The sequence below is a fragment of the Peptoniphilus sp. genome, assembly GCF_034090345.1.
Classification (GTDB): Bacteria; Bacillota; Clostridia; order Tissierellales; family Peptoniphilaceae; genus Peptoniphilus.
This window is the reverse complement of the sequence record NZ_JAXDSS010000031.1, coordinates 1-16835: the sequence shown is the minus strand read 5'-3', so window position 1 is coordinate 16835 and position 16835 is coordinate 1. Positions and strand designations below refer to the sequence as shown.

Annotated in this window: 13 protein-coding genes; all 13 read left to right on the top strand. The window is 30.7% G+C overall.

Features of this window, described 5'->3' with window-relative positions; all coding sequences use genetic code 11:
* Positions 1-165: 165 nt before the first annotated feature.
* Entirely contained in the window at positions 166-540 is a 375-nt protein-coding gene (locus tag SOR77_RS02685; RefSeq protein WP_320635656.1) for a YbaN family protein, read from the top strand.
* Positions 533-2242 carry an ABC transporter ATP-binding protein/permease gene (locus SOR77_RS02680; RefSeq protein ID WP_320635655.1) on the top strand — a complete coding sequence of 570 codons (1710 nt, stop codon included), beginning with the start codon at positions 533-535 and terminating at the stop codon, positions 2240-2242. Before SOR77_RS02685 ends, SOR77_RS02680 begins: the two co-directional genes overlap by 8 nt.
* Positions 2235-3893, top strand: a complete 1659-nt coding sequence (locus SOR77_RS02675; protein WP_320635654.1) for an ABC transporter ATP-binding protein — start codon at positions 2235-2237, stop codon at positions 3891-3893. The genes SOR77_RS02680 and SOR77_RS02675 overlap by 8 nt, the downstream gene beginning before the upstream one ends.
* A 9-nt stretch (positions 3894-3902) precedes the next feature.
* Positions 3903-4736 (top strand): hypothetical protein, encoded by an 834-nt coding sequence (locus SOR77_RS02670; RefSeq protein WP_320635653.1) that lies wholly within the window; start codon positions 3903-3905, stop codon positions 4734-4736.
* 233 nt (positions 4737-4969) lie between these two features.
* The gene (locus tag SOR77_RS02665) at positions 4970-6415 is read left to right on the top strand and encodes an NEAT domain-containing protein (RefSeq protein ID WP_320635652.1); all 1446 of its coding nucleotides are present in this window, start codon (positions 4970-4972) and stop codon (positions 6413-6415) included.
* Positions 6405-7355, top strand: a complete 951-nt coding sequence (locus SOR77_RS02660) for a heme-binding Shp domain-containing protein (protein ID WP_320635651.1) — start codon at positions 6405-6407, stop codon at positions 7353-7355. The genes SOR77_RS02665 and SOR77_RS02660 overlap by 11 nt, the downstream gene beginning before the upstream one ends.
* Positions 7345-8217, top strand: a complete 873-nt coding sequence (isdE, locus tag SOR77_RS02655; RefSeq protein WP_320635650.1) for a heme ABC transporter substrate-binding protein IsdE — start codon at positions 7345-7347, stop codon at positions 8215-8217. The genes SOR77_RS02660 and isdE overlap by 11 nt, the downstream gene beginning before the upstream one ends.
* Entirely contained in the window at positions 8204-9193 is a 990-nt protein-coding gene (locus tag SOR77_RS02650) for an iron ABC transporter permease (RefSeq protein ID WP_320635649.1), read from the top strand. The genes isdE and SOR77_RS02650 overlap by 14 nt, the downstream gene beginning before the upstream one ends.
* Entirely contained in the window at positions 9183-9947 is a 765-nt protein-coding gene (locus SOR77_RS02645; protein ID WP_320635648.1) for an ABC transporter ATP-binding protein, read from the top strand. Before SOR77_RS02650 ends, SOR77_RS02645 begins: the two co-directional genes overlap by 11 nt.
* Positions 9948-10466, top strand: coding sequence for a flavodoxin family protein (locus SOR77_RS02640; protein WP_320635647.1), 519 nt, complete (start codon positions 9948-9950; stop codon positions 10464-10466). It begins immediately after the preceding gene.
* A gap of 303 nt (positions 10467-10769) precedes the next feature.
* Positions 10770-11381 (top strand): hypothetical protein, encoded by a 612-nt coding sequence (locus SOR77_RS02635; RefSeq protein WP_320635646.1) that lies wholly within the window; start codon positions 10770-10772, stop codon positions 11379-11381.
* 52 nt (positions 11382-11433) lie between these two features.
* Positions 11434-15636 (top strand): S-layer homology domain-containing protein, encoded by a 4203-nt coding sequence (locus SOR77_RS02630; protein ID WP_320635645.1) that lies wholly within the window; start codon positions 11434-11436, stop codon positions 15634-15636.
* 96 nt (positions 15637-15732) lie between these two features.
* A complete protein-coding gene (locus tag SOR77_RS02625; RefSeq protein WP_320635644.1) occupies positions 15733-16587 on the top strand; it encodes a copper amine oxidase N-terminal domain-containing protein in 855 nt (284 codons plus the stop codon).
* Positions 16588-16835: the final 248 nt, after the last annotated feature.

Sequence of the window (16835 nt, the reverse complement as noted above, 5' to 3'; positions counted from 1 at the left end):
GAATTTTAAAAAATAAAAAAACAACTGATAAAATTTATCAAAATCTCTTGGACAAATAACTTATTTTTGATAACATTAACTAAATCAAAGATCATGAAAATAAAAAGGAAATAATTCCTAGCATAAATTCATTTAACAGAACTACATTAAAGAAAGGAGCAAATTTTGAAGATAATTTATTTAATTTTAGGTTTTATTTTTTTAGGAATAGGCGTTATTGGTATTTATTTACCACTTCTTCCTGCAACTCCATTTCTAATTTTAGCAAGTTATTTCTTTGCAAAAAGTTCGGAAAAATTCAATAGATACTTTATTTCTACAAAATTGTATAAAAATAATATAGAGCCAATAAAGTCAAAAAAAGGCATGACTATAAATAGAAAAATTAAAATTTTACTTACTATAACTGTTTTTATAGGAATTTCGTTTTTCCTTATAGATAATCTTCATGCAAGAATATGCCTTATTTTAGTATTAATATTTCACTACTTGTACTTTTTCTTAAAGATAAAGACTATTAAGGAGGAGAACAATGTTTGACAAAAGGCTGTATATAGAATTAAAAGATGAGAGAAAGTACATTGTTATTTTAGTATTAATAAAAACCATAGAGATGATTTTAAACATATCTGTGATTTTTACTATAGGCAAATTTATAGATACTCTGATTAAAGGAGAGGAAAATTATATAAAACTAATAATGACAATATTGATAATAGCCATTATTAGAATAGCAACGACAAAACTCTATTCAAATATTGGATATAGAGTTTCAATAGAAGTAAAGAAAACTCTTAGAGAAAGACTTATAAAGAAAGTTTACTCTTTTAAAATGGAATTTGGAGAAAAAATTAAAATTTCAGAAATTATAAACCTTGGAGTAGAAGGAATTGAACAACTTAATATCTTCTATTCGGAGATGTTACCTCAACTACTTTTTTCCCTAATAGGACCTTTAATTTTATTTATAATATTATGTTTTATAAATTTAAAAATCGCACTAATTATGCTCGTTCTAGTACCAGTTATACCACTAGCTATAGTAATGGTACAAAAACTTGCAAATAAAGTTGTAAAGAGTTATTGGCATTCCTACACTAATTTAGCCGATATATTTATAGATTTTTTATACGGGCTTACAACGTTAAAAGTATTTAATGTAGACGAAAGACAAAATGTAAGGTTAAATGATCTGGCAGAGGATTTTAGAGCAAAAACTATGAAACTTCTAATGGTGCAGTTGAACAATATTACAGTTATGGATTTAGTTTCATACTGTGGAGCTGCACTTGGAATAATGTTAAGTTTAAATGCTTATAAAGTTGGAGAAATTTCCATATTTGGGGCATTTTACTTTATACTTTTATCTCAAGAATTTTATAATCCTCTAAGAAGACTCGGTTCTTTATTTCATGTAGCTATGAATGGAATTTCTGCTACCAAAAGTCTTTTTGATGTATTAGAAATAGAAACTGAGGAGGATTATAAAAACACTATAGAAGATAGAGGACTAAATATAAAAATTGAAAACTTAAAATTTCAATATACAGATAAATTAGTACTAAATAACCTAAACATAGAATTTGAAAACAATAGCATAACTGCAATAGTAGGTAAAAGTGGCTGTGGAAAATCAACTTTGGCAAAAGTTTTATCAGGTAGTTTAAAATCCTACAAAGGTAAAATATATTTTAACGGAGTGAGTGATATAAATTCCGATTCACTAGTAGAAAATATTGCCTTAATAGATAATAATCCATATATATTCAACGGAAGCCTAAGGTACAATCTCAAGATGGCAAATGAAGATGCAAAAGATGAAGAACTTATACAAGTTTTAGAAAAAGTAGGACTTAAAAATTACTTTTTAAACAAAGAAGGCTTAGATACTTTGTTAAATTCAGATGGAGGTAATTTATCTGGAGGACAAAAACAAAGATTATCTCTAGCTAGGGCAGTATTAAAATCTCCAAAACTTTTAATACTAGATGAATCTATTTCAAATATAGATATAGAATCAGAACAGTTAATACTTACACTTTTACAAGAAATGAAAAAATCTATGAATATTATACTAATAACTCATAGACTTAGAAATACAGAAAATGCAGATTATATCTACTATATGGAAGATGGAAATATTAAAGAAGAAGGGGAATTTAAAGAAATATTAAAAGAAAAACTATTCTCTACTATCTATAATTATCAAATATCTTTAGAAAAGTGGGGTTTAAATGAATAAAATAAAACAATATAAAAATCTAATAGGAAAACTTTTGCAACTAGTAAAAGACTTAAAATTTCAGATGATTTGTGCAGTTTTCTTTGGAGCAATAGGGCATATATTTGCCACACTAATACCTGGTCTAGGAGGATACAGCTTAGCAAAATTAATACTTGATAAAGATGTAAATTTAAAAACTATAATAGGAATTATCTTTATTCTAGCAATTTTAAGAGCGGTATTTAAATATATAGAGCAGCTATTTAATCACTATGTTGCATTTAAAACTCTAGCTATAATTAGAGATAAAATATTTAAAAAATTAAGAGAGTTAGGTCCTGCTAAAATGGAAGAAAAAAACAAAGGTAAATTAATTTCCATAATAACGGCAGATATAGAGCTTTTAGAAGTATTTTATGCACATACTATTTCTCCTATATGTATAGCTATAATTCACACATTAGTATTTTTAATAATATTATATAGCTTTAGTCCATTGTATGCCTTAGTTCTACTAATATCTCATTTAATCTTAGCAATCATTGTACCTATAGTAACGGAAAAATCAGCAAGAGATATAGGTGCAGTACAAAGGGAAGATTTATCAGCACTAAACTCTAAAATTTTAGAGGCGTTTAAAGGGCTAAAAGAAATTATTAACTTTAATTACGAAAAAACACTGTTAAAGGAAATAAATAATCTGACTAGAAAGCTAAATAAATCCGCTAAAACACTGTCTAAAAAATCTGGAGAAAACTTTGCCCTATCATCTGCAATAATTATTATTGCAAACTTAATATTTGTAATAGTAGGGGCAAATCTATATATTAAAAACAAAGTAGATATACTAGGACTAATATTTCCGCTGACTATATTTATTTCATCCTTTGGCCCGACTTCAGCATTATCTAACCTTGCTAATAATCTAATACTGACCTTTGCATGTGCTAAAAGGGTACTAGGACTATTAGACGAAAAAGCAGAAGTAGAAGAAAATATTATGGGAGAGGAGATTATTTATAACGATTTGGAGTTTAATAAAGTGGTTTTTTCATACGATAATACTACCCTTATAGAAAACTTTGACTTAAAAACAAATCTAAATGAAGTAATAGGTCTATCTGGTAAAAGTGGTTGCGGCAAGTCAACTGTAATAAAACTTCTGATGAGATTTTATGATCCAAATAAAGGAGAAATATATTTAAATAACGAAAATTTAAAGACAATAAAAACTTCTAATTTAAGAGAGAATATCTCATATACATCTCAAGAAACCCATCTATTTAAAGGAACAATAAGAGATAATCTAAAAATAGTAAAAGAAGATGCAACAGAAGAAGAATTAATAATAGCTACCAAAAAAGCCAATATTTATGAATTTATAGCAAGTTTAGAAAAAGGCTTTGATACAGAAATAGTAAAAGAAAATAAACTTCTTTCCACAGGACAAATACAAAGACTTGCCCTAGCTAGAATGTTCCTAAGAAAATCAACACTATATATATTAGATGAGCCAACGGCAAATATAGACGCACTAAACGAAGGCATAATACTAAAATCCCTATACAAGGAAAAAGAAGATAAAACAATAATAATATCTTCTCATAGAAAATCCAGTCTTAGAATATGTAATAATATAATAAAAATGAATAGAGAAATAGAGTCGTAGGTGATAAAAATGATTAAACTAGACTTGACCAAAATTCAAATACAATATCTTTTACATATAAAAAGCAAAAAAAACAACAAGACAATAACATCCACATCAATTCGCTTCAACTGCTCAAAAACGAATTCAAAGAAAATTTTAGATAGAATGGTAACACTTGGAGTACTTTATAAAGATGGCCATGAATATAATCCAACAAAAATCGGAGATAAACTTGCAAATTGTTATGATAAAAAACGTAAAAACATTATTCTGGTTTTACAAAAAATATTCAAAATAGAAAAAAATATAGCAGAGGAATTATCATTTGAAATTATGGGAAGGGGAATGGAAGAATTCTATAGTAGCATAGATGAAAGAGCAGAAAAAATAGAACAAATAGAAAAACTCTCAGCTAAAGTAGAAAAAGAAAAATTAATAGAACTCTTAGGAAGAGGAAAGCATAAAATAAATTTTTGTATCTATAAAAATCACGAAGATAAAGCAGATTCATTTATAGAAAAATCCATGGCATCTATGGGATTTGAAGAAGATTCACATTTAATTATTGACGACAATCCTTATATAAGCCTAAAATCTAAAATAATAGAAAAACCGAAAGAAGGCTATAAGAAAAAAGGAATAGCTACTAAAGTTTTCTACTACAAAGATAACAAAAAATATGAAATTAATTCAAACGAAAGAGAGTTTAAGATCCCACTAGACATCATTGACTACTGGAATAACACAGGAGAGGCAATACTACAAGCAGGTCTTATGCTAATTATAAAATCACAAATTGGAATGAATCTTCATATAAAAGAAGCAAATTTCTTATTTTCTGTAAACTTAGGTTTAATTTAAAAATAAAAACAAATTGTCATAGCATATAAGAAAAATCCATTATAAACTTGTATTTCAAACCGATTTATTAAAAAAAACATTCATAAAACACAAGAAACAAATAAAATTCATAGAAAAAGTAAACCATAGGTAACTAGTCGTCATAAATAAACTACTAGCAATAATGTTAAAAACATATTAAAATAAAGCTGTATGATAACGATTATCAATTACAAGGGAGGAGTGATATAATCGTGAAAAATATCTTGAAAATTAAAATAACAACCTTGTTAATTTTAATTTTAACTATAATATTTTCTGTAAATATATATGGAGCAGAAAATCAAAAAGATGAAGTCCCAGAGAAAGTAGAAATAAATTTAGAAGATGGATATTATAAAATTCCCATAGCCCTATGGCACGCAATAGAAGATAAGGAATCTATGGGGAACCAGGCGATGAATCAAATAGGAGAGCTAGAAGTAAAAGATAAGGAAGGCTTCTTGTACATAGGCTCAGATAAAATGAAGTATATGAGTATAACCGCATCTCTTATAAACATCTATTTCCAAAAAGAAGATGGAAATTATTATCCAGCAGAGCCTGGCGCATTTGAAATGGAAATACCAAAAGAAAAGGAAAAGCGACCTATAGTTTTTAGAACTAAACTAGTAAATATGGACAATATGCCAAAAGTTTATGTAGATCCAAAGGTCGAACCGATGGGCGATGAACCCATAAGGGCAAGAGTAAAGCTTGACTTTACAAAAGTAGAAAAAATATCCGAAGATGAATCAGTACTTATAAATAAATTTAAAAATGGTGCAAAAAAAGCAGAATATTCTAAAGAAGATTCAGGGGAAGTAGAAAATAAAAATCTTTTTGTATCCTATGGACCAGATACATTTACAGAAGAGTTTTCCTTTTATGGGAATAAATTATCCGGCAAGGATGCTGAAGAATATTCAAAAGACTTCGATCTACTTGATCAAGTAAATGTATTTAAAATCGAATTTTTAGGACCATTAGAAAAAATAACTGGCAAAGAAGATAGCATACAAACAACAAGAAAGAAGCTAAAGCCAGAAAAAGAATTTGAATTAAGTTTGCCACTTCTTAAATTTACAAAAGAAGATAATTTAGCATTATACGACTGCACAGAAGGAGAAAAACAAAAAATAGACTTTACCTATACTGACGAACATATAAAGGCAAAAGTGAAAAATCCAGGAGTTTATCTACTAGTAAAATCAGGCTCAAACCCTGTTGCAACTTCTGAAGGAAAACAAGAAAATAAAACTCCTAATAAAACTACCAAAGAACAAAGAGGAAAGGTCTTTACAAAAAGTGTAAAAAAACCTGTAGCAAAACCAGTGAATAAATCAGCTGTTAACGGGTCTACAACACCACAGATAAATCAAACACAAATGTCAAAACAACCAGTACAAAGTTCGTTACAAAAGCAATTAGATGTAGTAAATGGTGAGAAAGGCAAAAACGAAAATATAGAATACGCAAAAGAAAACATAGAAGAAAATATAAAAGAAAAAGAGTCTAAAGGAATAATAACGCTAATATTATTAACTTTTATTTTTTTTAATACAGCATCGATAATAATTATCAAAAAGAACCTAGGCGAAATTAAAAATATGAAAGAAGAAATACTATTTATAGGAAGGCTAAAAAAAGATGAAGAATAAAAAAATACTAAGCATAGTCCTACTACTAATAATATTTACACTAAAAACAAATGTAAATGCCTATACACAAGAAATAGCAAAGGCAACACCTTACTATCAACACCCTGTAACAGGAGTTATAGAAGACCCTGGCAATAACCCGGGTATAGGGCAGGGGATGACCGAAAATGTATTAAACCCTCAAGCACTTGTAGAAACAACAGATGACGGAAGAATATTCTTATCCGTAAGATACAGTCTTGCAAACTATATAAAAAATGAAACCTTTGCAGTTCAAAATTACGGCGAAGAAGGATTTTATTCAGTAGCAGCAGAAGTAACTGGACAAGGAGAAGAAACAAGGGATTATAGAATTGAAATACCAAGTAAAAATGTAATAGTAAGAGCGACATTTTTCGTAGGACCAATGGGAAGAGATGTAATATTCTACTACACAATATCGGATCTCGTACCAGGAAATACAGATTTTGCATCTTTAGAACAAAATCAAAGTCTGCAACAAGAACAAACTGAAAATACACAAGAAATACAACAAACGCCTCCACAACAAAATTCACTACAAAATACAGAAGGCTTAAAACCAGTAGAAAACAATGTGCAAGTAGGGCAAATACTAGCTCCACAAGCACAGGGAGGAAAAGTAGAACAAAAAATAGTAAACTCTAAATTTTCAGCTGGCGATTTAGGATATTCCCATGGGTTACTCACCAAAGACTCAGAAGTAATAAAAAAAATATATTACTCAGACGAAAATGAAGAAGATGAAGTAAAAGAAAAGACAAGACTAGGGAAAGTAACTATGGCATTTATCTATTCACTTATAGGGTTAGTAGTAATAATTACATCATTAGCAATAATATTGGCACTACTATCTTATTTCTATAAAAATAATGTGGAAGAAAAATTAAACAAATTAAGGAGTGAAACATATGAAGATTAAAAAACTCCTAACAATAGCACTGTCACTACTATTATGTACATCTTGCGTAAATCAAAAACAAAACAAAAAACAAACAGGTGGACAGCTAAAAATAGCAGCAACATCAATGGCTACAGTCTATATAATGGAAAAGCTAGACGTAGATTTAGTCGCAGTACCGGACTCAAAAATAGACCCTATGCCCAAAAGGTATAAAGATGTCCCCAAAGTTGGTATGGCAATGACCCCTGATATAGAAAAATTAAAGATGATTTCACCAGATTATGTATTTTCGCCAGTTTCACTCATATCAGACTTATTGCCAAAATATAAGGCGGCAGAAATAGACTATGGATTTTTAAACCTTAGCAATATAGAGGGAATGTATAAATCAATAGAAGATTTGGGAGAACTCTTAGATAGAAAAAAAGAAGCAAAAAAACTCGTAGACGACTACCATAAATTTATAAACGAATACAAAGAAAAACACAAAGACAAAAAAACACCAAAAGTATTAATACTAATGGGACTTCCCGGTTCATATGTAGTGGCGACAGAGAACTCATATGTCGGTAGCCTCGTACAATTAGCCGGAGCAGAAAATGTCTATGCAGGAACAGACCAACAATTTATAACAATAAACACAGAAGATATGCTAAAAAAAGCCCCCGACATAATATTAAGAACAGCACATGCACTTCCTGATGAAGTAATGGAAATGTTTAAAAAAGACTTTGCAACAAATGACATTTGGAAACACTTTAGAGTCGTAAAAGAAGAAAAAGTCTATGATTTGGACTACAAAAAATTCGGCATGAGTGCAAAATTTAACTATAAAGAAGCATTAAATGATTTGGAGGAAATTTTATATGAAAAAAACTAAAATGATTTTAGTATTTTCAATATCTGTGATAATCCTTCTAATATTAACCCTATTTTCAGCAAAAACAGGCTCAATAGAAATGACTTTCTCAAAACTTATAAGAGGTCTTTTTGTAGAATTTGACAGCGAAGTAGCTACAATATATGACTTGAGATTTCCGAGAATAATAATAGCAATAATAGCAGGAGCGGCAATAGGAACAAGCGGAGTGATGCTTCAAGCAGTAATGCAAAACCCACTCGTAGATCCGGGCATCATAGGCATATCATCAGCCGCATCACTTACAGGAACAATCGTCCTATTACTTGCACCGGGAATTTTCTATCTCGTACCAGCACTATCAATACTTGGTGGAATAATTGCCTACCTATTGATATATTCCATAGCATGGAAGGGCGGTTCAAACCCAATTAAACTAATATTAGTGGGGATTGCTCTAAATATGGTCTTTATAGGAATATCAGAAGCTATAAAAGCGATGACAGGCGGCAACCTTACAAATGTTCAGTCAATAATAGAAGGAAATGTAGCACAAAAAACTTGGGCAGACGTAAGAATAATGACAATTTACGGAATAATAGGACTTGTACTTTCACTCATAACTATAAGATCTTGTAACCTCTTATCATTAGAAGACGAAACCGCAAAATCAATCGGCGTAAATGTAAATAGAGATAGATTTCTAGTAGCACTAGTAGCAATAATGCTCTCAAGCGTTGCAACAGTACAAATAGGAGCAATAAGCTTTTTAGGACTAATAGTACCACATATAGGAAGAATGATAGTAGGTGCAAATCACAAATACCTCTTGCCATTCTCTATGATTTTAGGAAGCATAGTTCTTTTACTATCAGACACATTAGGAAGAATAATAGCATATCCTTACGAAATAAAAACACAAGTATTAATGTCTGTGTTCGGAGGAATATTCTTCATAATACTTTTAAAAACAGGAGGACGAGAATATGGAAATTAAGCACTTGTTCTTCGCATATACAAAAGAAAACATAATAAAAGACTTATCACTTAACTTTAAACAAGGAAAGATAACAATACTACTCGGCTCAAATGGTTGTGGCAAATCGACACTTTTCAAATTATGTACGAGAAATCTAAAACCAAAGATGGGGACGATAAAACTTGATGGGAAAAACATAAGCGACATAAATAGAAAAGACTTCGCAAAAAAAGTCGCAATAGTAAAACAAAAAAATAGATTAGATTCAGACATAAAAGTAGAAGAATTAGTAAGCTATGGCAGAAATCCCTACCTTTCATTTATGGCAAGATTGACAGAAAAAGATTATCAAAAAATAGATGAAGCAATAAAACTGTGCGGACTCGAAGAAATAAGAGATAAAAAAGTAAATCTATTATCAGGTGGGCAGACACAAAGAGTTTGGATAGCAATGGCAATAGCACAAGATAGCGACATACTTTTTTTGGATGAACCAACAACCTATCTCGACATAAAATATCAGATAGAAATATTGAACTTAGTAAAAAGCCTAAACAAAAATCTTAACAAGACAATAATAATGGTTCTTCACGATATAAATCAGTCCATAAAATATGCCGATGAAATCGTAGGAATGTATAAAGGCAAAATAGTATTTAACGGAAAGCCTGAAGAAACACTTACAGAAGAAAATATATCAAAAATATTTGATACAAAATTAAAATTAGCACAGCTTGAAGGAGAAACAATAGTATTAGCAAGGGAGAATTAAATGAGGGGAATAATTGCATATTCATCAAAAACAGGAAACACAAAGAAGATGGCAGAACATATCTATCTCGAACTAAAAAAAATATGTGATGTCGAGATAAAAGACATAAAAGAAATAAAAAAAGAACCAAAACTAGAAGAATATGACTTTGCACTAGTAGGTGCATGGATTGATAAAGGAAAACCTAATAAAGAAGCAAAAAATATAATAGAAAATACAAAACAACAAAACCTCGGCATATTTGTAACCATGGGAGCAATGCCAGACTCACCGCATGGCATGGATGTATCCAAAAATTTAGAAGACTTACTTAAAAATAGAAATTCACTCGGATATTACAAATGCCCCGGCTTGGTAGACAAAAAATTAATAGAAAAAATGCGTGGATTTACAGGAGCGATTGTGCCGAAAAAAATAAAAGAAAAAATGATACAAACAAGCATCGAATCAAGACATGCAACAGAAGAAGAATTACAAGAAGCAGCAGACTACTTCTATGAAAAATTAAACAAAATATAAAAATATTAGTGGGTGTATGGGTGGGATTAGGAAAGTAAGTTAGAAGTATTTAATAATTATATAAATACTAAATGCTTAAATAATTAAAAATAGTATTTAGTAAGTTTAAGGAGGAGAGATGGACAAGAGATAAGAAGAAAAAAATTATTTAATTTAAAGAGAAATACTTATTATTTCTAAAAAGTAAGAATGTAATCATAAAACAAGTATTTGTTTTATAAGACTATGTTTATAAGTAGAGGAATATAAAATATTGTAGGGTTAAAATTTGTAAATTTGAATAAAATAAAAAAGGAGATATTTATGAAAACAATAAAAAAATTAAGTTTATTATTACTTGTACTATTGATATTACTACCGTCCTTTACAATGGCAAAAGAATATGATATGAAAGCTATTGAAGATGAAATAAAAGCAACAATAGACTTTTCAGATAGGGAACTATACGGTACAGAATATAGTTTGAGATCAGCAGGAAGTCCAGAAGATTTTGCTGTATATCATAGAGAAAAACCAAAACTTTCTATGGCAGATGATGCTTTTGATAAGGCGAATTCAATTGTAGAACAAGATGCAAATAAGGAAAATTATGTTTTTACTTTTTATACTAAACCAACTGGAAAAACAATATTTGGCAAAGAATATAAAGCAGACTGTACAGAGTTAAAGTTTATAATAGATGGCAAGGAAGTAAATGCGAAGTCATTTGGTTCTACAAAAGCTGCAAATAGCGATAAAATGGTGCCAGTTGGATTTACTATAACAGTACCTAAAACTGCACTATTTAAGGCAAATGTAGGAGGATACACTCAATTTTTTAGAATTAAATTTGAAACTAATCTAGAAGATTCAGGAGCAATGGGTAAAATCGGCGATGCTATGATGAATCGTAATGCTAGATTATTTGTAAAATAAAATCCACAAATAAGTAATAGTATTCCTCTACTTATAGAAAAGGAGAATAATATTGAAGAATAAATTTAAATATTTAAACAGATTTCTTTTTTCTGTTTTACTATTATTAGTATCTATTCCATCAAGTATATTTGCAAATGAGAACCCACCTTTCAAAATTCCTACAGAAAATGATCCGATGGTATACTTCGAGATTCATCCTGAAAATTATGAAAGATGGAATAAAAAACATAGATTCTCAGAAGAAATGTTAAAAGTAAATTCTAAAAAAATCTCAGAAAGCGACAAACTCTTTGAAGCATTTAAAGCAAAACATATTGGTGAAGCAGATTCTATGATGTATCAACCAGCGGAATGGAATTGTTATGAAATTGATTTGACTTGTAAGGATAACGCTGGATCATACGGTAATTTTACAATAGAAAGTAAACATACAAAGGATGAAGATACTTATAATATCTGGCCAGAACAGTTTAAGATGTACGTTTCTAGATTTGATAAAAAAACCAATCAATTTGAAGAACCAAAGGAATATAAAAAAGTAAGAAGTGATGCAGAGGCTAATGCTTATAAGGGAAATACGTTTCAGCTAATACAAGACTATAATTCAAGTCCTGATGGTAGAGCTTATTATGCAACTGTAGGTTTAAGCACAAAGCGAGAAGGAACTAGTTACAGTACAGATGATAAATTTAGAGTATATGTATTTCAAGGTCATCCCGATCCTATACCTAATAATTTAATGCCTGGGGAATATAAGATACCTCTTTCTATAAGATATGCTACTAGACCTGGAATGTACTCTATGGCATCGGGTGCAGTAGAAGATTATGGTAGATTAGTAGTGGGTCATGATGGAAGCTTAAAATTAAAAATGACCTTTAAACCTATGACACTATCAGATCCAAAATTTACTGGTACTGGAAAACCTATAGAAGGGCATTTAACTCAACTGTGGATGTATAATTCCATAAATGATTTTAATGATTATAGAAGAAATGAGATTTTTTTCTCAACTAATAAAATAGACTTAACTGGTAAGCAGGGTACTCAATATAACTCTAAATATTTAAAATCAACTTTCACTAGAGAACTCCATAATTATCCTGAGACTTTTGAAATTCCTTTAGAATACTCTAACGGTAATCCTAATTATGAATCTCAAAAGATGTTTACAGTTGAAGTAGATGCAATGGGAGATAGTATGCCTGATTTTAACCTTCTTATGCGCCATAAAGATATGGTTTTTGAAAAGGCAAATTTCCAAAGTGGAAAGTATGAAGCTATGCCTCTTATAGATGAAAATGATTCTATGAATCATGGTATAAAAAATCTATGGGAAAATGGAAAGTTTAAAAATACTAAGGAAGAATATAATAAACTTCTGGCAGATAAATCTCAAGATAATTCAAGTCTTTTTAATACTGATATAGGTACTAATCCTTATTATGAAGTTGAATTTAAAGATGACAAGGCGAATATTACGGTTTCTTACGTTAAAGGCGTAGTAGGAACAGAGGGACTAGAAGAATTTGGTTTAGTAAAAATTGATAAAAATAAAGATATTAGATATAGAACAGCTGATGGAAGTTTAAAACCTGTAGAAATATTAGAAGAAGAAGACTTTACATTAGAACCAGCGAAAGAAGAATATAAAAAGAGAATAACAAAGATAAAATTGGACAATGTACCATTATCACAGCTTGGGGATATAAATCAATTTATACAGCTTGAAAATGCAAGATTTGTTCGTTGTTATAATTACTTTGGTAAGATGTCTGTTGAAACTAAACCAAGCGCATGGGACGATCCAATCGAAAATATGTATGCTATTAATAACTTTGATATTAGCAAGATGGTATTAGTTGAAAAATATGAGGATGAGTTAAATAAAAAACCGTTAGAAGAAAAAATCGAAGAAGCTAAAAAAATTAAACAAGGCAATAAATCTAAAGGAGCCTTTGTAGCCCTTCAAGACGCAATAGCAGCAGCTGAACAAGTTTTAGCTAGCGCTACAGAACAATCTAAATTAGATAAAGCTGTAGAAGATTTAGATAAAGCTATTGAAACTTTTAAAACTAGTGCTGATAAGATTGAACCTAAACCAGAGCTAAAAAAAGAAGCCTTAACTAAAGCTATAGCAGAAGCTGAAAAAGTAGAACAGGGTAAGAAAACCGATGTTGCTTTTGAAACTTTAAAGGCAACTATTGAATCGGCGAAAAGTATTCTTAATTCTGCAAATGAACAAAGTCAATTAGATACGGCTTTAACTAATTTAAATAATGCAGTAAAGGTATTTAATGAAAGTGCAGATAAAGCTACAGAGCCAGAGAATAAAGATAAAGTCTACAATGTTCCAGTAAGTTTAATGCAATTTGCATATCCTAATAAGGAATCAATGGGAGCAAAGGCTATAGATGGACCGGCTAAGGTAAGTATAAAAGGCGATACTGTAGAAATAGATTTAACATTTAAAGGTATTGAAGTACCATTAGGTGAGCAAGTTCTTTATGGACATTTAACTAATTTATTTAGCTATGAAAATAACAATAATCGTGGACGTGCAATAGAAGCAGAAGTTATAGAAAAGGTAATCGATGAAAAATCAGGGGGCAAAGAATTCCCTAGAGTATTTAGAATTACTTTAACTAAGGCTGAGTATGATGCACTAGAAAATAATACCCTTTATGTAAAAGTATGGGTAGATGCTATGGATGGAATAGCTGGTAAAGGCCCTGGTGGCGGAGCACAAAAGGCTAGACTTGTTTTAGATAAATCAGGTGCTACAGATATTACTCCCGGCGGAGATACCCCAACACCACCAACTCCAACTCCAAGTCCTACACCTGATTTAGGTAGTAAGACTAAGTTAATAGATGCTTTAAGAAGTTACTCTAATTTAGGCGGACCTCATTACACTTATGAAAGTAATATGGAATATGTAAATGCCTATAATTCTGCTATGGCATTATTATCTAGAAGTAATGTTACTGAAAATGAGATTAAATCTGCTATAGATAATTTAAAAACTGCGGCATCTGGCCTTGTTAAAGGTTCTAATAATAGTGGAACTGGTAATAACTGGGGAAATAACAATAACTGGGGTAATAATAACTCTCGTTGGAATAATAACTGGGGTAATAACAACAACTCCTCATGGGGAAATAATTCTTCCTGGGAAAATCAAAACAATAACCAAAATAATGGACCAGTTACTATTCAATATGAAGTGCCGGTAGAAATATTGCACGCACATCAATCCGGATATTCTATGGCAAATAATGCTATTAATCATACTGCTAGAGTAGAGGAGAGAAATGGTCAGTTTAGATATAGTGTTCAATTTGTGCCTATGCAAAGGGACTTTGGCGGTAAGACTTTAACAGGAAACTTAACTAATTTATTTATTTATGATGGAAATAAATATCAAGCATCACAATCTTCTGGGAATGTATGGTCATGGGTAATGAATGGAAAGTATGACAAGGTAAATATAGCTGTATGGGTTGATGCTATGGATCAAATAATGGGCAAAGGACCTGGCGGTGGAGAGCAAAATGCTATAATATCCTTTGATTGGTCTAGAGCGAAAGAAGTTGGAAGAGTCGGCGGAAATAATAATCAAAACCAACAAAACCAGCAAAATCAACAAAATAAACAAAATCAGCAAAGTCAGCAAAACACAAGCAACAGCCAGTCTACTACAAGTTCATCTAAATTCACTGATACTAATGGCCACTGGGCAAAGCCTGCAATTGACTATGTAGTAAATAAGGGTTATTTCAAGGGCCTTTCAGAAACGCAATTTGGACCTGATGAATCAATTACAAGAGGACAGTTTGTAACTGTGCTTGGAAGAATGTTAAATGTAAATACAAATGATTATAAGACACAAAAATTTAATGATGTTAAGTCTGATGCATATTACAGTCCATATATTTCTTGGGCAAACAAGATGGGAGTAGTCAATGGAGTTGGTAATAATAACTTCGCTCCAGACAAGGCCCTTACAAGAGAAGAAATGGCAGTAATGATGACAAGATTCTTAAAAGTATCAGGTAAAAATCTAAATGCCAAGGGAAGTACAAGTGGATTTAAGGATCAGGATTCTATTGCATCCTGGGCCAAAGATTCTGTAAAGGAAATGGCAAGGCTTGGTGTTGTAAAGGGTATGGATGATGGAAACTTTGCACCAAAAACTTCATTTACTAGAGGGCAAGTGGCACAAGTTCTTTACAATATTGATCATAATTAATAATGGGGACAGTCCCCTCGTGGACTGTCCATGGTTTTCAGGCTGCTCTGCCTTAGCAGGGCTGTCTGTATAATATAAAAATGAGGAGTTGTTGAAATGAAAAAATTAATTCTATCACTATTATTGGTATTGGTCATAATTCCAAATACAATATTTGCAGCGAATAAGTATGAAGTACCAGTAAAATTAGAAAAATTTGGAGAACCAGGCAAAGTATCGATGGGTAATCCATCACTTAAACAAATGGCAGAAGTAGAAGAAAAAGATGGAAAATATATTTATAAATTATATTTAAAGAAAATGGAATTTATGAATATGGAAGGCGAACTTACAAATCTATTTATCTACGAAGCTGACAAAGATTCAAATAGAGTAGAAACAAAACAAACAGCCATTGAAGGGGAATATAATAAAACTCATGAGTTTGAGAGGACTACTCCAAAGGAAGATAAAATTCTTGTGGCAGTTTGGGTAGATGCCATGGACGCAATATCAGGTGGTGGAAAGGGTTCCGGAGAACAAAAGGCATACTTAATGTTTGACTGGGCAAATGCAAAGCCTTTAGAATCTAGTGCTGAAAACTCAGAACCAAAGACAGAAAAACAATCAAATGAAATTAAAATTGTTGTAAATGGTAAAGAAATAAAACCTGAAACTCCCGCTTATATTGAAAGCGGAAGAACAATGGTGCCTTTAAGATTTATATCTGAAGCACTAGGAGAAAAGGTTGAATGGAAAGCAGATACTAGAACTGTTATCATTGGAGATGATAAGGCTAGTCTTATAATTGATTCTAAGGAAATTAAATCGAAAGATAAGACTATACAAATAGATTCTCCAGCCGTAATTAAAGATTCTAGAACTTTTGTACCTTTAAGAGCAATATCTGAAATACTAGGGGCAAAAGTAGATTGGAAAGCAAGTACTAGAACTGTAGAAATAAACAAATAATTTGATACTATGTCAAATATTAGAGGCTCATTGATTTGTGGGCCTCTTTTTGGATTTATAAAAAATCTTTAGCGATGCAACAATATTTTTTTCATACTAAAATTTATGGCTCTATGTCAAATATTGGGGAGACTCATTAATATGAGTCTCTCTTATTATGTAAAAATCAACACATAGCAGCTAAAATAGATCCTAAACCAAAATAAACCAAAAACCACTAAAAATAAACATAGCAAACAAAACTCCTA

Bases quoted from the DNA above. Each gene is read 5' to 3' on its own strand.
- SOR77_RS02640 (WP_320635647.1), top strand. From the start codon at position 9,948: ATGAGGGGAATAATTGCATATTCATCAAAAACAGGAAACACAAAGAAG.
- SOR77_RS02680 (WP_320635655.1), top strand. From the start codon at position 533: ATGTTTGACAAAAGGCTGTATATAGAATTAAAAGATGAGAGAAAGTAC.
- SOR77_RS02675 (WP_320635654.1), top strand. From the start codon at position 2,235: ATGAATAAAATAAAACAATATAAAAATCTAATAGGAAAACTTTTGCAA.
- SOR77_RS02660 (WP_320635651.1), top strand. From the start codon at position 6,405: ATGAAGAATAAAAAAATACTAAGCATAGTCCTACTACTAATAATATTT.
- isdE (WP_320635650.1), top strand. From the start codon at position 7,345: ATGAAGATTAAAAAACTCCTAACAATAGCACTGTCACTACTATTATGT.
- SOR77_RS02670 (WP_320635653.1), top strand. From the start codon at position 3,903: ATGATTAAACTAGACTTGACCAAAATTCAAATACAATATCTTTTACAT.
- SOR77_RS02625 (WP_320635644.1), top strand. From the start codon at position 15,733: ATGAAAAAATTAATTCTATCACTATTATTGGTATTGGTCATAATTCCA.
- SOR77_RS02635 (WP_320635646.1), top strand. From the start codon at position 10,770: ATGAAAACAATAAAAAAATTAAGTTTATTATTACTTGTACTATTGATA.
- SOR77_RS02645 (WP_320635648.1), top strand. From the start codon at position 9,183: ATGGAAATTAAGCACTTGTTCTTCGCATATACAAAAGAAAACATAATA.
- SOR77_RS02650 (WP_320635649.1), top strand. From the start codon at position 8,204: ATGAAAAAAACTAAAATGATTTTAGTATTTTCAATATCTGTGATAATC.